16 protein-coding genes are annotated in these 20,512 nt (G+C 62.4%); 10 read left to right on the forward strand and 6 right to left on the reverse strand.

Annotated features, from left to right (window positions below; translation table 11 throughout):
• Positions 1–77 precede the first annotated feature (77 nt).
• Together ABFC66_RS00125 and ABFC66_RS00130 are read left to right on the forward strand one after the other, a co-directional pair.
• A complete protein-coding gene (locus ABFC66_RS00125) occupies positions 78–992 on the forward strand; it encodes an MBL fold metallo-hydrolase (protein ID WP_346738927.1) in 915 nt (304 codons plus the stop codon).
• A gap of 27 nt (positions 993–1,019) precedes the next feature.
• Complete coding sequence (locus ABFC66_RS00130; protein WP_346738928.1) at positions 1,020–1,310, forward strand: GIY-YIG nuclease family protein; 291 nt, start codon at positions 1,020–1,022, stop codon at positions 1,308–1,310.
• A gap of 180 nt (positions 1,311–1,490) precedes the next feature.
• Here the strand turns inward: ABFC66_RS00130 and ABFC66_RS00135 are convergent, their stop codons facing one another.
• Positions 1,491–3,386: an ATP-binding cassette domain-containing protein gene (locus ABFC66_RS00135; protein ID WP_346738929.1), complete on the reverse strand. Its 1,896-nt coding sequence runs from the start codon at positions 3,384–3,386 to the stop codon at positions 1,491–1,493.
• Between the two features lie 92 nt (positions 3,387–3,478).
• Here ABFC66_RS00135 and ndk point away from each other — a divergent pair, with 92 nt between their 5' ends.
• Entirely contained in the window at positions 3,479–3,901 is a 423-nt protein-coding gene (ndk, locus tag ABFC66_RS00140; RefSeq protein WP_346738930.1) for a nucleoside-diphosphate kinase, read from the forward strand.
• Positions 3,902–4,008: 107 nt separating this feature from the next.
• The gene (locus tag ABFC66_RS00145) at positions 4,009–4,785 is read left to right on the forward strand and encodes an ion transporter (RefSeq protein ID WP_346738931.1); all 777 of its coding nucleotides are present in this window, start codon (positions 4,009–4,011) and stop codon (positions 4,783–4,785) included.
• A gap of 9 nt (positions 4,786–4,794) precedes the next feature.
• Here the strand turns inward: ABFC66_RS00145 and purN are convergent, their stop codons facing one another.
• Together purN and purM are read right to left on the reverse strand one after the other, a co-directional pair.
• Positions 4,795–5,442 (reverse strand): phosphoribosylglycinamide formyltransferase, encoded by a 648-nt coding sequence (gene purN / locus ABFC66_RS00150; RefSeq protein ID WP_346738932.1) that lies wholly within the window; start codon positions 5,440–5,442, stop codon positions 4,795–4,797.
• Positions 5,439–6,536 carry a phosphoribosylformylglycinamidine cyclo-ligase gene (purM, locus tag ABFC66_RS00155; RefSeq protein WP_346738933.1) on the reverse strand — a complete coding sequence of 366 codons (1,098 nt, stop codon included), beginning with the start codon at positions 6,534–6,536 and terminating at the stop codon, positions 5,439–5,441. The genes purN and purM overlap by 4 nt, the downstream gene beginning before the upstream one ends.
• Positions 6,537–6,738: 202 nt before the next feature.
• Between purM and ABFC66_RS00160 the strand changes: the two genes are divergently transcribed.
• From ABFC66_RS00160 to ABFC66_RS00170, 3 genes are read left to right on the forward strand one after another with little or no spacing between them, the layout of a single operon-like run.
• Positions 6,739–7,827, forward strand: coding sequence for a DUF2066 domain-containing protein (locus ABFC66_RS00160; protein ID WP_346738934.1), 1,089 nt, complete (start codon positions 6,739–6,741; stop codon positions 7,825–7,827).
• Positions 7,828–7,855: 28 nt separating this feature from the next.
• On the forward strand, positions 7,856–8,977 hold the full coding sequence (locus tag ABFC66_RS00165) for an AI-2E family transporter (protein ID WP_346738935.1): 1,122 nt from the start codon (positions 7,856–7,858) through the stop codon (positions 8,975–8,977).
• On the forward strand, positions 8,978–9,652 hold the full coding sequence (locus tag ABFC66_RS00170) for a DnaA/Hda family protein (protein ID WP_346738936.1): 675 nt from the start codon (positions 8,978–8,980) through the stop codon (positions 9,650–9,652).
• A gap of 549 nt (positions 9,653–10,201) precedes the next feature.
• On the opposite strand, the gene dsr1 is transcribed toward ABFC66_RS00170, so the two are convergent.
• Positions 10,202–13,984 (reverse strand): anti-phage defense-associated sirtuin Dsr1, encoded by a 3,783-nt coding sequence (gene dsr1, locus ABFC66_RS00175; RefSeq protein ID WP_346738937.1) that lies wholly within the window; start codon positions 13,982–13,984, stop codon positions 10,202–10,204.
• A gap of 390 nt (positions 13,985–14,374) precedes the next feature.
• Complete coding sequence (locus tag ABFC66_RS00180) at positions 14,375–14,608, reverse strand: hypothetical protein (protein ID WP_346738938.1); 234 nt, start codon at positions 14,606–14,608, stop codon at positions 14,375–14,377.
• A 69-nt stretch (positions 14,609–14,677) separates the two neighbouring features.
• Here ABFC66_RS00180 and ABFC66_RS00185 point away from each other — a divergent pair, with 69 nt between their 5' ends.
• On the forward strand, positions 14,678–16,972 hold the full coding sequence (locus tag ABFC66_RS00185) for an RNA degradosome polyphosphate kinase (protein WP_346738939.1): 2,295 nt from the start codon (positions 14,678–14,680) through the stop codon (positions 16,970–16,972).
• A 37-nt stretch (positions 16,973–17,009) separates the two neighbouring features.
• Positions 17,010–18,512: a Ppx/GppA family phosphatase gene (locus ABFC66_RS00190; protein WP_346738940.1), complete on the forward strand. Its 1,503-nt coding sequence runs from the start codon at positions 17,010–17,012 to the stop codon at positions 18,510–18,512.
• 38 nt (positions 18,513–18,550) lie between these two features.
• Here the strand turns inward: ABFC66_RS00190 and ABFC66_RS00195 are convergent, their stop codons facing one another.
• Positions 18,551–18,700: a hypothetical protein gene (locus ABFC66_RS00195; RefSeq protein WP_346738941.1), complete on the reverse strand. Its 150-nt coding sequence runs from the start codon at positions 18,698–18,700 to the stop codon at positions 18,551–18,553.
• 293 nt (positions 18,701–18,993) lie between these two features.
• Here ABFC66_RS00195 and ABFC66_RS00200 point away from each other — a divergent pair, with 293 nt between their 5' ends.
• Positions 18,994–20,496: a hypothetical protein gene (locus tag ABFC66_RS00200; RefSeq protein WP_346738942.1), complete on the forward strand. Its 1,503-nt coding sequence runs from the start codon at positions 18,994–18,996 to the stop codon at positions 20,494–20,496.
• Positions 20,497–20,512 lie beyond the last annotated feature (16 nt).

Raw genomic sequence — 20,512 nt, forward strand, 5'->3', positions numbered from 1 at the left:
TTTCGCGATTGATCCGTCCACGATCCGCGCCATATCGTCTCGACCGGAAACAAAGCCAGCGAGGAGGGCTGATTTCGATGGGTTGGAAGCGTATTGCGTTGATCGCGCTTGGGGTGGTCGTTCTGATCGGCGGCGGCGCCTATTATTGGCTGGTCGTCGAGAGCCATGATGCCGGCGAGCGGCATTTTGCGCTCGATATGGAGGAAGTCCGCCGTCAGGCCGACGCATTGCCGGGCGCGAAGCCCGTCGAGATCGACGCCGAGAAGGTGGCTGCCTTTTCGTTCCCGAAAGCCGCTGTGGTTGCAGGCGACGGCTGGGAGAAGGTCGACGTGCCGGTCTTTTCCTATCGGGTCGTCTTTCCCGGCGGCGCGAGCGCGATCATCGACACAGCGCTCGACGACAAGCTCGGTGGATCGAACCTCGTTTCTTTCGACAAGGCCGCCTATGACCGCATGAGCGCCGCGCTCGACAAGGCGTCGCTCATCGTCATTACGCATGAGCATATGGATCACATCGGCGGACTGACCGAGCACCCCGATGTGCGGCGTATTTTGCCGTCAACGAAGCTGACGCAGGAGCAGGTCGATCATCCGGAACGTTCCGCACCCGCCGCCTTTCCGGCCGGCACGCTCGATGGCTACAAGCCGCTCGTCTACGACCATTATGTCGCCATCGCGCCGGGCATGGTGCTGATCAAGGCGCCGGGCCATTCGCCGGGAAGCCAGATGGTCTATGTGCAGAAGGCTGACGGAACCGAGGTGCTCTTCATTGGCGATGTCGCCTGGCAGTTCCGCAACATTGACCTGGTGCGCGAGCGCCCCCGCCTCATGACCCAGTTCATGCTCAAGGAAGATCGCGGCGAGGTCTTCGCGCAACTACGCGAGTTGCACCGGCTTCACGCGGCGGAGCCGAAGCTCAGCATCGTGCCGGGCCATGACGGGGCCACGGTAACTGCGCTCGAGCAGGCGGGTGTGCTCAAGACGGGATTCTGAGGGGTCCATCTTTTTAGGGGAGCGTCGATGAAGGGCGGGTGGGTTTACATCATGACCAACAAGCCACGCGGCACGCTCTATGTCGGTGTGACGGCGGATATCGGACGGCGAGCACATGAGCACCGCGAGGGCTTGATCGACGGATTCACGAAGCGCTACGGCCTGAAGAGGCTTGTCTATGTCGAGAGGCACGAGGAGATCGAGGCGGCCATCGACCGGGAAAAGAAGATCAAGAACTGGCCGCGCGCGTGGAAGATTGATCTGATCCTGTCCGTTAATCCGGGGTGGGACGATTTGTACGAGACGCTTCAGGCTTGATGGTGGGAGAAGGTGGACCCCGGCTCGATGCCGGGGTGACGGATGTTGTTGAGGGGAGACTCTCATTACCCAGATGCGTCATGCCGGACTTGATCCGGCATCCATCTTTTCTTCAGTGCGCCGGTCACGATGGACCCCGGATCAAGTCCGGGGTGACGAGAGAGAAGTTAGCGCCCTGCTTTAATCCGCCATCGCTTCGTCGTAAGCCGCGGAGGCGTGGAGCCAGTCTTCTTCGGCCTTGGCGAGCGCCTTGAGCGTGTCGGCGCGGAGCTTGGCGATGCGGGCGGCGTCCTCGGGCTTGGCGACGAGGTCCGCGTCGTGCTTCGCCACTTCGGCCTGAAGACGTTCGACTTCCTTTTCGGCGGCCTGCGCCTTTTTCTTCAGCGGCGCGAATTGCTCGCGCTTCTGGGCGGCGATGCGGCGGGCTTCCTTCCTGTCGATCTGGGGCTTCGGAGCGGGGCGGGCTTCTGCTTCCGCCTGTTCCTCGGCCGTCAGCGGCTTTATGCGGCGCGCCGGATCGAGCAGCCACTTGCGATAATCGTCGAGGTCGCCGTCATAAGGCTTCACTGTCCCGTCGGCGACCAGCCAGAGGCGATCGGCGCAGGTCTCGACCAGATGGCGGTCATGGCTGATGAGGATGATGGCGCCATCATATTCGTTGATCGCCATGACCAGCGCCTCGCGGCTGTCGACGTCCAGATGGTTCGTCGGTTCGTCGAGAATGATGAGGTGCGGCTTGCTGAAGGTCTGGACGGCGAAGAGCAGGCGCGCCTTCTCGCCGCCGGAGAGTTTTTCGACGCTGGTATCCGCCTTGTCGGCGCCGAAGCCATAGGAACCCGCCGTGGCGCGGACCTGCGCCTGCGTCGCCGTCGGCATCAGTTCACGGAAATGCTCATAGGGCGTTTCGCCCATGTTGAGTTCGTCGAGCTGGTGCTGGGCGAAATAGGCGATGCGGAGCTTCTTGGAGTCGTATTTATGGCCGCCCGTGACCTGCAGACGGTCGCAGAGCAGTTTGGCGAAGGTCGACTTGCCGTTGCCGTTCGCGCCGAGAAGCGCGATGCGGTCGTCATGGTCGATGCGAAGGTCGAGATCCTTGAGCACGGGCTTGTCGGGCGAATAGCCGACCGACGCATGTTCGAGGCGAATGATGGGCGAGGCCAGCGGCTTTTCCGGCGCGGGGAAACGGAACGGCATCACGCGCTCGCTCAGAATGTCGGCGATGGGCTCCATCTTGGCCAGCGCTTTCATGCGGCTCTGCGCCTGACGGGCCTTCGAGGCTTTCGCCTTGAAGCGCTCGACGAATTCCTCCATGTGGCGGCGCGCGTCTTCCTGCTTCTTCTTCATCGACATCTGAAGCAGCAGCTTCTCGCGGCGCGTACGGTCGAAGCGGTCGTAATTGCCGGCGTAGTAGGTGAGCTTCTTGTGCTCGAGATGCAGGATGCCCTCCGCGACATTGTTCAGCAGGTCGCGGTCATGGCTGACGATGAGCACGGTGTAGGGGTAGGAGCGCAGATAGTCCTCGAGCCAGATCGTGCCTTCGAGGTCGAGATAGTTGGTCGGTTCGTCGAGTAGCAGCAGGTCCGGCTCTGAAAAGAGCACGGCCGCCAGCGCGACGCGCATGCGCCAGCCGCCCGAGAAATCGGAGCAGGGGCGGGCCTGTGCCGCCTCGTCGAAGCCGAGGCCCGCGAGGATCGCGGCGGCGCGGGAGGGGGCGGCATGAGCGCCCATGTCCGCGAGGCGGGTATGGATTTCGGCGATACGGTGCGGGTCGGTGGCGTGCTCGGCCTCGTCCAGCAGGGCGGCGCGCTCGGTATCGGCGGCAAGCACCGTGTCCAGCAGCGTGGTCGGCCCGGCCAGAACCTCCTGGCGGACCATGCCGACGCGCCAGTTCTTCGGGTAGCTGATGCCGCCCGTTTCGGTCTGGTATTCGCCGGTGATGATCTTGAGCAGGGTGGATTTGCCGGTGCCGTTGCGGCCGACAAAGCCCACCCGCTGCCCCGGGGGCACAGCCGCGGTGACATGATCGAGGAGGAGGCGCCCCTCCATGCGGAAAGTCAGGTCGTTTATGTGAAGCATGGGCGGCTCTTTAGCACGGAAGGTTGCCGTAGTCATTAAGCCCGGCTATAACCCGCGCCAAATCCCTGACCCTTATTTTAGGAACTCTGAGCATGGCCCTCGAACGGACCTTCTCGATCATTAAGCCGGACGCGACGCGCCGGAACCTCACCGGCAAGATCGTCGACCGGTTCGAAAGCGCCGGCCTCCGCGTCGTCGCCTCGAAGCGCGTCTGGCTCTCCAAGGCCCAGGCGGAAGGCTTCTATGCCGTTCACCGCGAGCGCCCCTTCTTCAACGATCTCGTGAACTTCATGATCTCGGGCCCCGTGGTCCTGCAGGTCCTCGAAGGCGAGAACGCCATCGCCAAGAACCGCGAAATCATGGGCGCGACCAACCCGGCCAACGCCGCGGAAGGCACGATCCGCAAGGATTTTGCCGAGTCGATCGAAGCCAATTCGGTCCACGGCTCCGACGCGCCGGAAACCGCCGCGCAGGAAATCGCCTATTTCTTCGCCGGTATCGAGATCGTCGGCTAATTCGGCCCGACGCTGGATATTGAAAGCCCCGCCGGCAACGGCGGGGCTTTCTGCGTTTTGGCAGGGCGTATAAGGTTTGCGCATGCCCAGGTGGCAAAGGGGGGAGAATGAGACCGTCCGGGCTCGTGGACCGCATTCGCTGGTATTATGAAGGCTCGTCGGACGAGGCGCAGCGGTTTCGCTATGTCCTGCTCGGCGTCGACGTTGCAACGATCCTGTTCATCGTCGTGTCCTCGTTCCTGCCGCGAACGATTTTCGTCGAGATCGCCGATGAAATTATCGGCCTTTTCGTTCTTGCCGATTTTGCGGCGCGGCTCCTCATCAGCCGCGAGCGCCTCGCCACTCTTCTGCGCCCGACCAGTATCGCCGATATCGTGGTGATCCTCTCTTTTCTGGCGCCGGTCGTGGGCGAGGGGCTGGGGTTTCTGCGCGTGGTGCGCACCCTGCGGCTGCTGCGCGCCTACCGGACGATTGCGCGGCTGAGGCGGGATTTCCCGTTCTTCCGCCGTCACGAAGACGTCATCATCGCCGCCATCCACCTCTTCGTCTTCATCTTCGTGATGACGGGTCTCGTCTACGAGACGCAGCACTATTCAAATCCGACCATCGGCAATTATGCCGATGCGCTTTATTTCACGGTGACGACGCTCACCACGACGGGCTTTGGCGACATTACGCTGCCGGGAACCACCGGCAGGCTGCTTTCCGTCACCATCATGATCTTCGGCGTGACACTTTTCCTACGTCTGGCGCAGGTGCTGTTTCGCCCGAACAAGATTCATTACGAGTGCTCGAAATGCGGCCTGATGCGCCATGAGCCGGACGCCATCCACTGCAAGCATTGCGGCGCGCTCCTCCATATTCACAGGGAAGGCGAAGGCTGAGCGATCCGCTCAGGCGACCGGCGGCACGAAGAGGGGGGCTTGCGCTTCGCCGCGCGGCCCGTCGATTTCCACGCGCTCGTTGACGACGCGGGCGCGGCCCGAGGCAACGAGCTTGAGCGCCAGCGGGTAAAGCTTGTGCTCGGCTTCGAGCACGCGGTCGGCAAGGACTTCCGGCGTATCGCCTTCGAGCACGGGCACGGCGACCTGCGCGACGATGGGCCCCTCATCCATGGCGGCGCGGACGAAATGCACCGTGCAGCCGGTGATGCGGCAGCCGGTTTCGATCACACGCTCATGGACGCGGAGCCCCTTGAAGGCGGGAAGGAGCGAGGGGTGGATGTTCAACTGCCGGTCGCGCCAGCTTTCCACGAAGCCATCGGACAGGATGCGCATGAAACCGGCGCTGCAAATGAGCTCGACGCCCGCGCGGCGGAGCGCCGCGTCGAGTTCGGCGTCGAAAGCTTCGCGGGTCGGATAGTCCTTGTGGTTCACCACTTCGGTCGGAATGCCGGCGGCGCGGGCGACGTCGAGGCCCGGCGCGTCGGGCCTGTTCGAAATGACGATAACGATCTCGGCGGGAAAGCCGGGCTCCTTCGTCGCCGCAATCAGCGAGCGGAGGTTCGAGCCGCGGCCGGAGATGAGGACGCCGACCTTCATGCGAGGCTGCCGAGCGCGCCCTTGATCTCGACGCGGGGTTCGTCGCCATGGCGCGCGCGCAGATGGCCGATGCGATAGACCGTTTCACCGGCTTCGGCGAAGATGCGCGCGGCTTCAACCGCATGTTCCGCGTCCACGACGACGACCATGCCGATGCCGCAATTGAAGGTGCGGCCCATCTCGGCTTCCTCGATGCCGCCGAGCTTCATGATCCAGCGGAAGACCTCGGGCATGCGCCAGGAGGCGCCGTCGATTTCCGCGACGATGCCGTCAGGCAGGACGCGGGGAATGTTTTCGACGAAGCCGCCGCCGGTGATGTGCGCCAGCGCCTTCACGGCGCCGGTTTCGCGGATGGCGCGGAGCACGCTTCGGACATAGATGCGCGTCGGCGCGAGCAGGGCCTCGCCGATGGTGACGCTGCCGTCTTCCACATGGGGGAAGGGCGCGTCATAGCTCAGTCCATGATCCGCGATGATGCGGCGGACGAGCGAATAGCCGTTGGAATGGAAGCCCGTGGAGCCGAGGCCGATGAGCACATCGCCCGCGCCGACATCGCGGCGCGGCAGGATCTGGTCGCGCTCGACGGCGCCGACCGAGAAGCCCGCGAGGTCGTAATCGCCCGCCGCATACATGCCCGGCATTTCGGCCGTTTCGCCGCCGATGAGCGCGCAATTGGCCTGACGGCAACCTTCGGCGATGCCGGAGACGACGGCGGTCGCTTCCTCGACGTTGAGCTTGCCCGTGGCGAAATAGTCGAGGAAGAAGAGCGGCTCCGCACCCTGCACGACGAGATCGTTCACCGACATGGCGACGAGATCGATGCCCACCGTGTCGTGGATACCGGCTTCGATGGCAACCTTGAGCTTCGTGCCCACGCCGTCATTTGCGGCAACGAGGACGGGGTCCTTCATGCCGGTGGCCTTGAGGTCGAAAAGCCCGCCGAAACCGCCAAGCTCGGCGTCAGCGCCGGGGCGGCGCGTGGACTTCGCCAAGGGCGCGATGGCGCGGACCAGGGCGTTGCCCGCGTCGATGTCTACGCCCGCCTGCGCATAGGTGTAGCTGTTCGGGCGGTCCTTGTCGGAGCTTTGAGACATTGCGAGCGGGTCCGTTCGGGGGGAATCTATGGGGCACAAAACACCCGAAAACGCCCCTATAAGCAAGGGATCAGGCAACAAAAAGGCCAACGGCGAAAAAGCGCCTATCTCCGCTTCGCTCGCGCCATGCGATACTATAGTCTGCGACGCGACCGGGCGGCGATTTGCGCAATAAAACTGTTTTGAATCAAGGGGCTAGGCTATGAGGACGGCTTTCGGGCTGGCGATGGCGGCGACCATTGCGATGGCGCTTTTCGCGGGGGGGCCCGCCGGGGCCGCCGATCTTTACACTGTGAAGGGCGTTCATGTGGATCAAACGGCCAAAAGCTCGGCCGAAGCCCGCACCATCGCGCAAGGCGCCGCCCAGAGCCTCGCACTGAGCGAATTGCTGAAGCGTTTGACGCTGCCCGAGGACTGGCCGTCGTTGCCGCAGGTGGACGCGCGGACGGCATCCGACGCCGTGCGCGGCTTCGCCGTGGCGAGCGAGAAGACCAGTTCCACCCGCTATATCGCCGACCTCAATGTGAGCTTCCAGCCGGAAACCGTGCGTCGCATGCTGCAGGCGCGGAACATTCCCTTCGGCGAGACGCAGGCGAAGCCCGCCGTGCTGCTGGCGGTTCTCGACAAGGCGGGCACGCGCATTCTCTGGGAAGACCAGAACCCCTGGCGCGACGCATGGGCAGCCGCTGACATCGCCGATGCCATGACGCCGCTCGTGATGCCGATGGGCGACGTGCAGGAATTCACCATGGTGACCGGCGCACAGGCCATCGCGGGCGACAAGACGGCGCTCGCCGCGCTTGCCACGCGTTATGGCGCAGATGCCGTGGTGGTCGCTCATGGCGTGACCGACGCCACGGGATCGAAGCTCGATGTGACGGTCACGCGCTACGATCCCGCGGGTTCTGGAACGCCGCTCCACCAGACGTTTCAGGGGGTGGCCGGTGCGCAGACCGACGATGCCTTCATGACACTCGCCAAGGGGGCCGCTTCGCAGATGCTGCTGGCGCTCGGCGAACCGTGGAAGCGCGAGGTTGTGGTGCGCGCCGGCGAGCAGGCGCAGCTTACGGCCTCGGTCTATTATTCGACGCTCGATCAGTGGGAAGCGATCCGCAAGGCGCTGGGCAATGCGCCGCTGGTGGACAGCATGCAGATCAACGGCATCGCCGCCAGTGGCGCCGAGGTGGACATCAGGTATCACGGCACGCCGGACAAGCTGGCGCTATCGCTGGCGCAGGCGAACATCGCCCTCACGCAGGAAGCCGATGGATGGTCGCTCCGTCTGAAATAGATGCGGCTGAAGTAGAGAGGTTCGTCCGATGAACTTGCAGCGCCAGACGGCCATCTGGGTTGGCGGCATCGTCGTTTTTGCGCTGATGCTGTGGCTGCTGAAGGGCATTCTGCTGCCCTTCGTGGCGGGCCTCGCAATCTCCTATTTCCTCGATCCCTTTGCTGACAGGCTGGAGGCAAAGGGCCTGTCGCGCATGGCGGCGACGATCGTCATCTCGATCATCTTCACATTCATTGTCGTCGCGGTGGCGATCCTCTTCCTGCCGCTTCTCTATCAGCAGACGGTCGCCTTCATTGATGTGCTGCCGAATATCGTGAGCGGTGCGCGCAGCGCGCTCAACGAGATCAGCCATGGCAAGCTCGCCCATCTGCTCGGCAACAATTCCGATGTGCAGAAGGCGGTGCGCGAAGTGGCGAGCGGCGGGCTTTCATGGGCGCTGAGCCTGCTGCCCTCTATCGGCTCGCAGGGGGTGGCGCTCGTCCAGTTCATCTCGCTCGTCGTGGTAACGCCGGTCGTCACCTTCTACATGCTGCTCGACTGGGACCGCATGGTGGCCCGCGTCGATGCGCTTTTACCGCGCGAACATGCCGAAACCATTCGCGGCCTTGCGCGGGAAATGGATGAGGTGCTCGCGGGGTTCCTGCGCGGGCAGGGGCTGGTGTGCGTTTTCCTCGGCACGTTCTACGCGCTGGGCCTGTCGGCGGCGGGCCTCACCTTCGGCCTCGTCGTCGGCATCATGACGGGCATTCTGAGCTTCATTCCCTATCTCGGCACCATCACGGGCTTCGTCGTGTCGGTGTCGCTCGCCTTCTTCCAGTTCTGGCCGGATTACATGTCGATCGGCCTTGTCGTCGGAATCTTTGTTCTCGGACAATTCATCGAAGGCAACTTCCTTCAGCCGAGAGTGGTGGGCCGGAAAGTGCGGCTTCATCCACTCTGGGTGATGTTCGCGCTGTTCGCGTTCGGCTCGCTGTTCGGCTTTGTCGGCGCGCTCCTTGCGCTGCCGGTCGCGGCGGCCATCGGCGTGCTGGCGCGTTTCAGCGTCGCGCAATACGAGCAGAGCAAACTCTATTGGGGCAACGCGCCGCATCCGGTCGCCGCGCAGCCTGTGGTTGCCGATGCGGCGGGCAATGCGCCCACCGAGGACTAGATGACGCGTCAGCTCGCCTTTGAACTTGGCCATCGCACGGCTCTGGGCCGGGAGGATTTCCTCGTCGCGCCGTCGAACGAGGCGGCGGTGGCGCTGGTCGATGCGTGGCCGGACTGGCCCTCGCATGGCATCGCGCTGTCCGGCCCCTCGGGCAGCGGCAAGACGCATCTCGCCGAAGTCTGGCGGGCGGCGAGCGGCGCGGCGCGGATCGACGCAGGCGACCTTGCGACGGCCGATCTGCCGGGCCTCATCGCCTCGCGGGCGGTCATCGTCGAGGATGTCGGGGCGCTTTCGGATGCGGGTGAGCGGGCGCTGTTTCACCTGCTCAACCTCGCCAAGGAAGATAAGGCCTTTTTGCTGCTCACCGGGCGGGAGGCACCGGCGCGGATGCCCACGCGGCTCCCCGATCTCGCGTCGCGGCTCAGGGCGCTGCCGCATGCCGAACTTGGCGCGCCCGACGACGCGCTGCTCGCCGGCGTGCTGGTGAAGCTCTTTGACGACCGGCAGTTGCGTGTCGGCGAACCTGTCATCACCTATCTCGCGGCCCGCATCGAACGCTCCATCGCGGTGGCGCGTGATGTGGTCGAGGCGCTGGACCGCGCGTCCCTCTCCGGCAAGCGGCCGATTTCGGTGCCGCTGGCTGCCGAAGTTCTGCGCGACAAGGGGCTTGCCTGACGCGCCGGTCGGGCAGTTCATGACACAGTCTCATACTGTCGAACTTCCCCGAAGTTCCCGCATGTTCCCTGCCGTTCCTGGAAAGTCAGCGTTTTTGAGCATTTTTCTTCTTTGGAAGGCATGCAGTGGCGCAGTTCCGCCGGATTGTTGAGACATGCAAACCGCCAGCAGTACCGCCAGCACGGGGCGAAAAAATGCTCACAGATTCGATGATCAAGGTAGAAATCCGAAAGGCTAAAAAATCTGGACGGGATGGTTGAACTGAAGGGCGGCCGCGAGTGTGGTGCTGGGTGCCTATCATCCCAAGCTCGGCTATTTGCTATTCCGGAGGCATCTAAATGGGATGCCATCTACTTCTGCGCAGGGCGCACGCGAATGACCAAGATTAGGTCGCTCCCGGTGAAGGGACCGGCAGAGGCGAGGAAGTGCTTCCGAGAAGAATTTGTTCCTGTGTTCTCTTCTGGTGGATGGTTGACCATCTGCTGACCGGCCTCCCAAGCTTAGGAGCACCGACGCGGGCCACTGCGGGAATCTACAAACAATCGGATCTCATCCTTGTTGGTGCTGGCGCAAATACGACATCAGTTGTTCGAAACGCTGGTCGCTTTCCAGCGCCGGCGCCGCTGCCCGAATTGCTTCTAAACAGGCGCCAAGGTCACTCGGTGTCCATTGGGTTTGATAGCCGATGACCAAGCTCAGAAAGTCTAGGGCCTGTCCCGGGAATCTGACGCAAAGATCGGCTTCATGAAGACGATGCACTAGGTAGTCAGGATAGGCGGGTGGTTGCAGCCAGACGCGGAGCTGCGTCAGTGCATCCGGGAACGCATCCTGTGCGGCGACACACAGGAGACCGAGGCTTTCGGCGATGGCAGGTGAAATGTTATCTCGGGTCTTCGGCCAGATGCCGTGCAGATAGGGCTTCACCCGGTTTGACCAGTAGTCGGCACGCTGATCGCCTGCGCCGTCAAGCGCTCTCACCAATGCCTGTGCTGTTTCGTGCAGACCGTCCGGGGGAAGTGCACGGGTGGCGCCCGCCAGTTCGGCGATGGTGAAGATGTCACTCGGGTCGAGGGCCGCGAATGTCAGCAGCGATGCGTATTGCCCGTCGTGCTTGCCTAAAGCCGCATAGTGGCGCGCGGTGTCGAGGAAGGCTGGCTTGAGCACTTCCATCAAGGGGCGATACAGGCGTGGCGACCACAGGAAACCTTCCCAAGCCGCGCGCGCTTCCGCTTCGGAACCGTGCCAGTCGAAGAGCGGCAGAAGATGTTGCGTCGCCCATTCCCGGTCCACGCGGAACAGGGTGATGACATGGGCCGCCAGCACGACGCGGCCGTGCCGAAATTTATCGATTCGGGTATCGCAAAGTTCGGTGAATGTGGGCTTGATCTCCTCAGGCAAGCCTTGTCCATCCTCCAGCGAGCGCCGATAACACCAGCGCAGAAGTGCTTCCGTCACGTGGCCCACCGGGTGATTGATGGCGCGCATGACGGGGTCGTCAGTGTCGACGCCGTCCTGATGATCCACTGCCAAGACACGGCGCACGAGGGTAAAAAAGTGTGTTTGGTGACCTTCGAAGGTCTTAGCAATGGCTTGCAGCCAGCGACTGACACTGTTGGCGAGGCCTTGTTGCACGTCGTCAGGCGCAGTGGTCAGGATCGGCGCCATGTAGTGCCAGGAGCGCTTGACGAGTTTTTCCTCCGACCAGGCCTGCAGCGCCTCGCGCCAGCGCTCCGTCGGCCAGATTCCATCCTTGGCCAAGGCGCATAAGGCACAAGCGGTAGTAGCAAAGTTATCGCGACAGCGCTGCCGCCAGTCGTCGTCCTGCCAGTGATCTCCTCTGGGTTGCTGATTGAGCCATTCGATTAGATCACGGCGACGACGCGGCGTGGCAACGAACTTGCGCCACTCGTCGCCATCTCCCGTCCAGTAAGGAAACTCATCGCGCTGATCCGACGCCAACGTCCATTCGGGATATCGAGCTGAAAGTGCCTCCAACCGTTCCTTGCCTGCCGCACTCAAGGCTGCGCCGGTCTCATCGATCTTAGCCAGCCGCAGCCAGATTTCCCGGTCCACGATCCGGGTCCAACGCTCGGACTCGATGTCGTCCTTGAACATTTCGCGGGGAGGCCCCGCGAGCAGAGCCCGTTCCAGCTCCTGGAGCATCGCCTTATCGAGTTGCGGCGTTAGGGCTACCAGCAAGCGCATGGTTTCCCGTTCGGTTTCCACTGACCACAGCCACCAGTGTGTATCCGCCAGCAGCCAGTCGAGCGCGCGGCGATGGGCTATCACCCCATCCTGTGCGGCCGCGAAGAAGGCGAGGCGTCGGAACAGCGGGTAGGGCGTGTGCCACCAAGACTCGGCCACGAGCGCTGCCCGCCGCGGCGATTGCGCCACCGTGGCGAGCCAGGCGTCCCGCGTCAGGTCGATCAATGCCGTCCAGTCGTGAAAGTCCTTGTTCTGTGGGTGATTACTGATCGAGGGTTGATGCATATAGGACAGATCGCTCCGGTCCTCGGCGTCGCCGAGCTCGCGCATCAGACCGAGCGCGTCGCGCAACAAGGTGCTAAAATCATCCAGCAGTTCCGGTAGCGCAGCCGTCCAGCGTTCATCCTTGAGCAGGTCGCGTAGGCTGGAATGTACGTGATCCGTCGATAGCACGAGCTCCCATTCGACCAGTTCCCTGATGCGCTCTGGCTCGCGGCCTTCTCCTTCCTCGGTTGGCCAGTGGAAAGGCTCGCGCAGCGACACGAGCGGCGTCAGCGTCTCGCGCAGTTCCAAGCGCAAGGAAGTGGTGAGCCCATCGCGCTTGAAGCGATCGCGCCAGCGATAAAGGTTGAAGTCGTGTAGCCCGGATTTCACGCGCCCGGTGAGCACCAGTTGCCACAGCGTGCGCATCAGCGCGCCGGGGATCGCCTTCGGTGCGTTGGCGCGAATCCGCACCAATTCAGCCGTGTTGCCCTCGTGTTCGAGTTTGGCCAGCTCACCAAGGCGATGTTCTATCCCCCAGACCAGATTGTTATGCAGTTGAGCGCCGCGTTTGACCAGCCACAGCAACAGGGCTGTGTCATCGAGATGACGGATCAGCCAGCGCGCGAGTTGCTGCATCACTTCGTCCCAATGGCTGCTACGCGCGCCGGCATCGACGAAACACATCCATGGCGCCAGCGGATAAGGCGACGGCCTGCGGGTCAGGCTGAAGGCAAGCTTGTCATCCAAAGCCGCTTTGGGTCGGATGCCGAAGCGCTCTAGGTCGGCGTGCCGGTAGCGTTCCTCGCTCAAGGGCTCCAGCCAATCCAGCGACGGCACCGGGTCCAGTTCGGCAAATCGCCTGGCAGGCAAGCCACCCGGATCGCTCAGCGCCCACAGCAGGCGGCCGACGAAATCGTCCTGACGGGTGCTCGCCAGGGGGCGCGCGATGGCGCACTCGACGACGATGCGTTCCTTGCCGCGCACGCCGTCGCGGTAGGTCTCGGCCCAGGCACGCAGCGTCTTGTGCAGGTAGGCGTGACGGTTGTGTTCACGGTAGAGGATGGGTGTGACGTTCTTGGCCCGCCATTCGTTGGCGCGCTGTTCTTCCTTGCCTTTGGAGTAGCTGCCGAACGCGAACATCTCCGGCGGCGACTCACCGAGCAGACGGTCGGCGGCCAGTGCGTCCATCATGTAGCGCAGAACCGGATCGTTGATGCTGTAGCCGACGAAACACACGGTGTAATTGCGAAACAGCTCGCTGACAAAACGCGCCGCCCAGCGCTCGGTGAGGTAGGCTAGGCCGAAATCTCCGCTGGAGACGACCAGCCGATCCAGTTCCCCCGCCCTCGGTGCGGCCGGGAGGAGGCCATGCAGGTATACCAACCCGTCCCAACGGTTTTTCGGCACCGGGAGCAATGGAGCCTGAAAGCGCTCGATGGACAGCGCCCTCGCGGCCATCACTTCCTCGAACAGGCGATCAAAGTTGGTGGTGATAAGCCGCGTGCGGCCCTCCCGGCTCTTGCCTAGCGTCAGCAGGGCTTCGTGGGTCACCGTCGCGTTCGGCTCACTAAGGTCGGGCGTCAGGACGCCCGCCAGTGCCCGGCGAACGGTCTCGCGGCCTCCGATGATGTCGGCTTCCAGCAACCCTATGGCGGTGTCGAACTGCCCCGCATTGATGGCCGCCTGCTGCACGGCATTGGGTGTCGCTGCCAAGTTTGCATAGAGTTTTTCCACCAGCCCTGAAAATCCCGGCAGGCGCGCCGGGTAGGAGATGCCCGCGCCGCAGAAAAACACAACGCGACCATCCTCATGCGCCTGCAATAGGCGTTCAGGAATGTCAGGGCCGTTCTTGATAAATTGCATCGCGGAGCCCGTCAGTGGGTACTGCCTCAGTTTGAAATCTGATGGCTCTTAACCCAGTGTCGCCCAGCGCGGTCACCCTGTGCAACGGTGATAAGAGTCTTGCATGGGCTCTTGAGCATGCTGTTGTAGTCAATGATTGGGGCATGCTTCTCGCCGCCCAAATCGACCTGCCGAAACTCCGTCACCATCCCCTCAGCCGTGTATCTCTTCCTTGCCCTCGACCTGCTCCTTCATGGTCAAACCCCTACTTCACGGAGAGCCAATTCTTTGGGGGCAGGCCATCCTCGTCGAGCCAAGCCAGCACGAAGGGCCACCGGCCCAACCACGGCGGAGATGGCCACGACAAGTCGCGAGCGACACAGTTCAACGCCAACGATCATCTGGTTAGGATCATCTCGCTCTCTTCACCGCTGACAGGGCGGATCCAGCGGCACGTATAGCCGGGCGCTCTGCTAACCACAGACCTTCGAAGGGGTGAAAAATAGGGAATGCGCGGGAATATGCGGGAATGTTTGGGGAAACCACCAGCAATACCGCCAGCAAATTCAATATCATCGCCGATGATAATATTGTAACATATTGAAATTCATGCATTTTTTGTAAAAATCGTTTTTTATCTTGCATGGCACAGTCACATGTTTGACGTAATCTTCGGAGAGAAAAGGCTTTTCCGGCCATAACACCGAGCGCCCCATGACCACGACGCCGCGCCACCTAGCGACTGACGACAACGAGCCGACCGGTGTGACGCCTCTGCCGTCCTTGAGCACCAAGGGCGAGGCGGCTGCGGCGGGGGAGTCTGTCGAGAAGGTGCGGACGGCCCAGGGGCTTGATTTCAGCCGGCCGGAACGCTTCATCAATCGCGAACTTTCCTGGCTCGCCTTCAACATGCGCGTGCTGGAAGAGACGGCGAACACCAACCACCCGATGCTGGAGCGGTTGCGCTTTCTTTCGATCTCGGCCTCGAACCTCGACGAGTTCTACATGGTCCGCGTGGCGGGTCTGCGCGGGCAGGTGCGCGCGGGCGTCGAAACGCTGAGCCAGGACGGTCTGACGGCGGCGCAACAGCTCGACCTCGTCAACGAGGCGGCGAACAAGCTGATGCAGGAGCAGCAGCGGCAATGGTCACGCATCAGCAAGGAGATGCGCGAGGTCGCAGGCATCTTCGTGCTGGCGCCGAATGAAGTGACGCCGGAAGAATTCTCCTGGCTCGAGAACCGCTTTCTTGAACAGGTCTTCCCGGTTCTGACGCCGCTCGCCATCGACCCGGCGCATCCGTTCCCCTTCATTCCCAATCTCGGCTTTGCGCTGGCGCTCCGTCTTCAGCGCGAGACCGACGGCAAGCTCATGGACGCGCTGCTGCCGATCCCGACACAGGTCGAGCGCTTCATCCGCCTGCCGGGCCGCGAGAATGGCGAGGGACACGGACAGATTCACTTCGTCACGCTCGAAGACATGATCGGGCTTTTCCTCGACAGGCTTTTCCCCGGCTACAAGGTGATCGGGCAGGGCGCCTTCCGCCTGCTGCGCGACAGCGACATCGAAATCGAGGAAGAAGCCGAAGATCTGGTGCGCTATTTCGAATCCGCGCTGAAGCGCCGCCGCCGCGGCAGCGTCATCCGGCTGAAGATTCAGGCATCGACGCCTGAAAAGCTGCGCAATCTCGTGGTGAGCGAACTCGGCGTCACCGAGAAGGAACTGGTCATTGTCGACGGGCTGCTCGGCCTCGCGCAGACGAACCAGCTCATCGTCGACGACCGGCCCGACCTGAAGTTCCCGCCCTATGATGCGCGTTTCCCGGAACGCATCCGCGATCATGGCGGCGACTGTCTGGCGGCCATCCGCTCGAAGGACATCATCGTCCATCATCCCTATGAATCGTTCGACGTGGTCGTGCAGTTCCTGCGGCAGGCGGCGGCAGACCCCGATGTCGTCGCGATCAAGCAGACGCTTTACCGCACGTCGAAGGACAGCCCCATCGTGCAGGCGCTGATCGAGGCGGCGGAGGCGGGTAAGTCGGTCACGGCGCTCGTGGAACTCAAGGCGCGTTTCGACGAGGCGGCCAATATCGTCTGGGCGCGGAACCTCGAACGCGCTGGCGTGCAGGTCGTTTTCGGCTTCATCGAACTCAAGACCCACGCCAAGCTGTCTCTGGTCGTGCGCCGCGAGGCGGGCGCGCTGCGCTCCTACGTCCATTTCGGCACCGGCAACTATCACCCGGTCACGGCGAAGATCTATACCGACCTTTCCATGTTCACATGCGATCCGCTGCTCGCGGCGGATGTGTCGCAGATCTTCAACTTCATCACCGGCTATGCGGAGCCGAAGCACCTGAACCTGCTTGCCGTCTCGCCGATCAACCTGCGCGCGCGGCTGCTCGGCCATATCCGGAACGAGATGGATCATGCCAAGGCGGGCCGGCCCGGCGCCATCTGGGTGAAGCTCAACTCGCTGGTCGATCCGGAGATCATCGACGCGCTTTACGAGGCGAGCTGCGCCGGCGTGAAGATCGATCTCGTCATTCGCGGCATCTGCTGCCTGCGTCCGGGCGTTCCGGGGCTTTCGGAAAACATCCGTGTCAAGAGCATCGTGGGGCGCTTCCTCGAACATTCGCGCATCATCTGCTTCGGCAAGGGGCATGGGCTCCCGTCCGACAAGGCGAAGGTCTATATCTCCTCGGCCGACTGGATGCCGCGCAACCTCGACCGCCGCGTCGAGGTGCTGGTGCCGATTCTCAACCCGACCGTCCACGATCAGGTGCTCGACCAGATCATGGTCGCGAATCTGCGCGACAATCAGCAGAGCTGGGAGTTGAAGGCGGATGGGTCATACGAGCGCATCACCGTGCCGGAAGGGGGCGAACCCTTCAATGCACATACCTATTTCATGAATAATGCCAGCCTTTCCGGCCGCGGAAAGTCGCTGCGCGACAATCTTCCCCCGACTTTTCCGGTCAAGACTGGTGACGGCGGGTCGAACAAGCTTTAGTTTCCCCCCTTAGAGGCCAAATAGCTGTGGGGTTATCTTGAACGGCGGCAGGAAGTCGACCGGACGGTTCGGCATTGTCGATCTCGGTTCCAATTCCGTGCGTCTCGTCGTTTATGCGGCGGCCGCGCGCAGTCCCGTGCTCGTCTTCAACGAGAAGGTCCTGTGCGGCCTTGGGCGCACGCTGTCCAGCACCGGCAGGCTGGACCCCAAGGGCATAGACCGCGCGATTGACGCGATAAAACGCTTCGTCGCGCTGCGCGAGCAGATCGGTATCAAGACGCTGATCATCGCGGCCACGGCGGCCGTGCGCGACGCGGAGGATGGGCCCGAGTTCATCGCCCGCATCGAGAAGATCTGCGGCTTCAAGATCAACCTCATCTCCGGCGAGGAGGAGGCGCGGCTTTCGGCGCAGGGGGTGCTCTCCGGCATTCCGGACGCCGATGGCGTCGTGGGCGATCTGGGCGGGGCGAGCCTCGAACTTGTCGGCGTGTCGGGCGGCAAGCGGCTTGGCATCGGCTCGACGCTGCCGATCGGGCCGCTGCGCATCATCGATCAGTCGAAGAACAATCTCGTGGCGGCGGAAGCCATCGTTGACAAGGCGCTCAAGGGGCTCGACGTTCTCAAGGAGAACCAGGGCAAGCGGCTCTATGTCGTGGGCGGCGCCTGGCGGAACCTCGCGCGCATTCACATGGCGCAGCGCCACTACCCGATCCATGTTCTCCACGAATATGTGATCCCCGCGCGCGACGCGGCGGACCTCGCGAAGCTCATCGAAAAGCTCGGACCCAAGACGCTGGCGCAGATCCCCGACATTTCCGAACGCCGCATCGATACGCTGCCCTTCGGCGCGCTGGTGCTGGAACGCGTGATCGCCGCGATGAGGGCGAAGGAGGTTGTCGTCTCGGCTTATGGCCTGCGCGAGGGCATTCTTTTCGACCGGCTCGACAAGCGAACGCAGGCCAAGGACCCGCTGATCGAGGGCTGCCGCGATCTCGCTTCGCGGCTGTCGCGCTTTCCCGAGCATGGAGACGAACTCACGCCCTGGACTGCGCCGCTCTTCCGCGACGAAGTGTTGGGCGAGACGCTGAATCAGGCGCGTCTTCGCCATGCGGCCTGCATCCTCGCCGATATCGGCTGGTATGTGCATCCCGACTATCGGGCGCATCATTCGCTGACGCAGATTCTGCTGGCGCCGTTTTCGGGCGTCGATCACTCGGGCCGTTTGTTCCTTGCGCGGGTCGGCTATCACCGCCATGAGGGCAGGGGCGAGCCGGAACTCATCGGCAATCTCGCGGGCATTCTGACGGAGACGGAGAATTACCGCGCCATGGTGCTCGGCCTTGCGCTTCGGCTTGCCTTCACGCTATGCGCGGCGACGACCGGGATGCTGCCCAAGACCCGACTCGAAGTGACGAAAACCACGGTCACGCTCGTCGTGCCGCGGCGCTATGAGTCGCTGCTCGGCGAAGTGGTGCAGCGCCGCCTCGCGGCGCTTGCCCGCGCGGTGGACCGCAAGGGCGAGATGCGCGTGGGGCGGTAGCGGCGTTCGGGGCTATGCCGGTCGCGTCTTGAAGCGCGTTAACGCGCCTGCGCCTTACCCGGCTCGATCAGGATGATGCGCTTGCCTTTGGCGCCGATGGCGAGTTCGCCGCGCTTGAGGCGAAGCGCGTCGTTGCCGAAGACTTCACGCCGCCAAGCGGTTGAGGGCGGCAACGTCCGCTTCATCATGGGCGGCGTTGCACCCGCAGCACCTACTCCCTACTCTTCATGCGCAGCGGTCATGACCTCTGGTGGGGGATAGGGATGTACACTGCGTCGCACGCGATCCTGCGCAAAGTGGGGCAATATATTCGTCAGGCTGAAGGAGCGGTGGACAAGTACTTTCCCGGTCGCACGGGAAGAACTGGCTTTGACCATCTTTTCCGATCGTCGGCGTATCGGTCGCAACAGCCCTTCTCGTGTGTTCGGTTTACTGGCAGTACCGGGCTTGGCGGGGTCCACTCAGGTTTGATGATGCCTACATGTTTTACCGCTACGCCCTGCATATACGCGAAGGACTGGGCGTCGCCTGGAACCCGGATGGATTGCCGACTTATGGGATGACGAGCCAACTTTGGGTATTTTTCGTCCTACCATTCACTTTCCTTCCACTGAGTGCCGGCGATGCGCTGCGACTAGCGTCCTCATTGACTGGGCTCGGTGCGCTCGCCGTCATGAGCTTCACGCTCTGGAGGTATGCACACTCAGCGGTCCTGCGCTTTTTTCCGATCTCATTATTGACGGTCAGCCTCCCGCTTCTGGCGGCGCCGCAATTTGCCTTCCATATGATAACCGGCATGGACACCATGCTCTCGCTTTTGACGAATGCGGCGCTCGTCTTTGGCATACTTGAGTATTCGGAACGGCCTCGTAGCAGGCAGGCTTTCGTGGTCGGCCTGCTGGCATTTGTCGCGGTTCTTGCGCGGCCCGACAATGCAGTTTGCGCGCTGGCTACGCCCTTTTTTATCTGGGCCACTTTGCCCGGAACGAAACGCTGGGGCGACCTATTCCACCTTGTCGTGCTCCCTCTCGGCCTGATCGGCATCGAGCTTATGGTTTGTCGATGGTACTTCGGGGTGGCGCTTCCGCTGAGTTTTTATGCCAAGTTAGTACGTACTTATGAGGGCTTCCAAAGTTCGGAAAACGCGGTTGAATATTTCTTTTATTTTGTGATCCTCACTCTCCCGTTTGTCGGTATCCTCTGCGCCAATCTTAGGCGTTCCGAGATATTGAAAGTTGCCGCGTTTCTGCTCCCGGCAGCGGTGACGTTTCTCTATCTACTGACTGCGCGGCAGATAATGGGAACGCGGGGGCGTTTTTATGTGCCCTTCTTACCGTTTCTCGTTGTACCGGCGCTACTTTCGGCCGATATGGCATTAATGCACGATGCAAGGCGGGCGCTGGCACGGACTTCGATTGCGATTCTTGCTGTCGTTCTGCTCTATGTGGGCGCGCGCCCACTGCGGACCAGCGCGTCCGACGCGTATATTCGTTCGGTCCGGTCCGCCCCAATTCTCGTTCCTGCGTTTACCCCCGATACACGTGATAAACTGGCCGACCATGCCTCCTACCAACAGGTAATCGAAACTATGGGCGTCGTCTTGGCCCAGTTGCCACAGGGTGTCTCTGTTGCAGCGTCCGAGGTCGGCTATATCGGGAGCAGCGCACCGCACATACCGATTATCGATCTGGTGGGGTTAAACGATACCCACATCGGAACGCATGGCTTTTCGATGGATGATCTGTTGCTGCGTGCGCCGGATCTGATCTGGTTTCCGCATACTGACTATACAGGAATGCGTCGAAGGATGTTCGCCGAGCCCCGTCTCCTGGATCGTTATGTTGTTGTTGATGGCGCATTTAGGTATGGCATTGCAATTCGCAAGGACAGTCCTTACCGGCCTCAAATCGAGGCGGCTTTGCGAAAGGGATGGGCTGTCCTCTACCCATCGCGGGTTATGGATGACTACATCGTCGCCCGCTGAGGCCAAGACGTATCTT

Source organism: Parvibaculum sp. (assembly GCF_039680535.1).
In the GTDB taxonomy this organism is placed as follows: Bacteria; Pseudomonadota; Alphaproteobacteria; order Parvibaculales; family Parvibaculaceae; genus Parvibaculum.

Bases quoted from the DNA above. Each gene is read 5' to 3' on its own strand.
- ABFC66_RS00170 (WP_346738936.1), top strand. From the start codon at position 8,978: ATGACGCGTCAGCTCGCCTTTGAACTTGGCCATCGCACGGCTCTGGGC.
- ABFC66_RS00145 (WP_346738931.1), top strand. From the start codon at position 4,009: ATGAGACCGTCCGGGCTCGTGGACCGCATTCGCTGGTATTATGAAGGC.
- ndk (WP_346738930.1), top strand. From the start codon at position 3,479: ATGGCCCTCGAACGGACCTTCTCGATCATTAAGCCGGACGCGACGCGC.
- ABFC66_RS00130 (WP_346738928.1), top strand. From the start codon at position 1,020: ATGAAGGGCGGGTGGGTTTACATCATGACCAACAAGCCACGCGGCACG.
- purN (WP_346738932.1), bottom strand. From the start codon at position 5,442: ATGAAGGTCGGCGTCCTCATCTCCGGCCGCGGCTCGAACCTCCGCTCG.
- ABFC66_RS00200 (WP_346738942.1), top strand. From the start codon at position 18,994: ATGTTTTACCGCTACGCCCTGCATATACGCGAAGGACTGGGCGTCGCC.
- ABFC66_RS00180 (WP_346738938.1), bottom strand. From the start codon at position 14,608: ATGCAAGATAAAAAACGATTTTTACAAAAAATGCATGAATTTCAATAT.
- ABFC66_RS00185 (WP_346738939.1), top strand. From the start codon at position 14,678: ATGACCACGACGCCGCGCCACCTAGCGACTGACGACAACGAGCCGACC.
- ABFC66_RS00165 (WP_346738935.1), top strand. From the start codon at position 7,856: ATGAACTTGCAGCGCCAGACGGCCATCTGGGTTGGCGGCATCGTCGTT.
- purM (WP_346738933.1), bottom strand. From the start codon at position 6,536: ATGTCTCAAAGCTCCGACAAGGACCGCCCGAACAGCTACACCTATGCG.
- ABFC66_RS00135 (WP_346738929.1), bottom strand. From the start codon at position 3,386: ATGCTTCACATAAACGACCTGACTTTCCGCATGGAGGGGCGCCTCCTC.
- ABFC66_RS00160 (WP_346738934.1), top strand. From the start codon at position 6,739: ATGAGGACGGCTTTCGGGCTGGCGATGGCGGCGACCATTGCGATGGCG.
- ABFC66_RS00195 (WP_346738941.1), bottom strand. From the start codon at position 18,700: ATGATGAAGCGGACGTTGCCGCCCTCAACCGCTTGGCGGCGTGAAGTC.
- ABFC66_RS00125 (WP_346738927.1), top strand. From the start codon at position 78: ATGGGTTGGAAGCGTATTGCGTTGATCGCGCTTGGGGTGGTCGTTCTG.
- dsr1 (WP_346738937.1), bottom strand. From the start codon at position 13,984: ATGCAATTTATCAAGAACGGCCCTGACATTCCTGAACGCCTATTGCAG.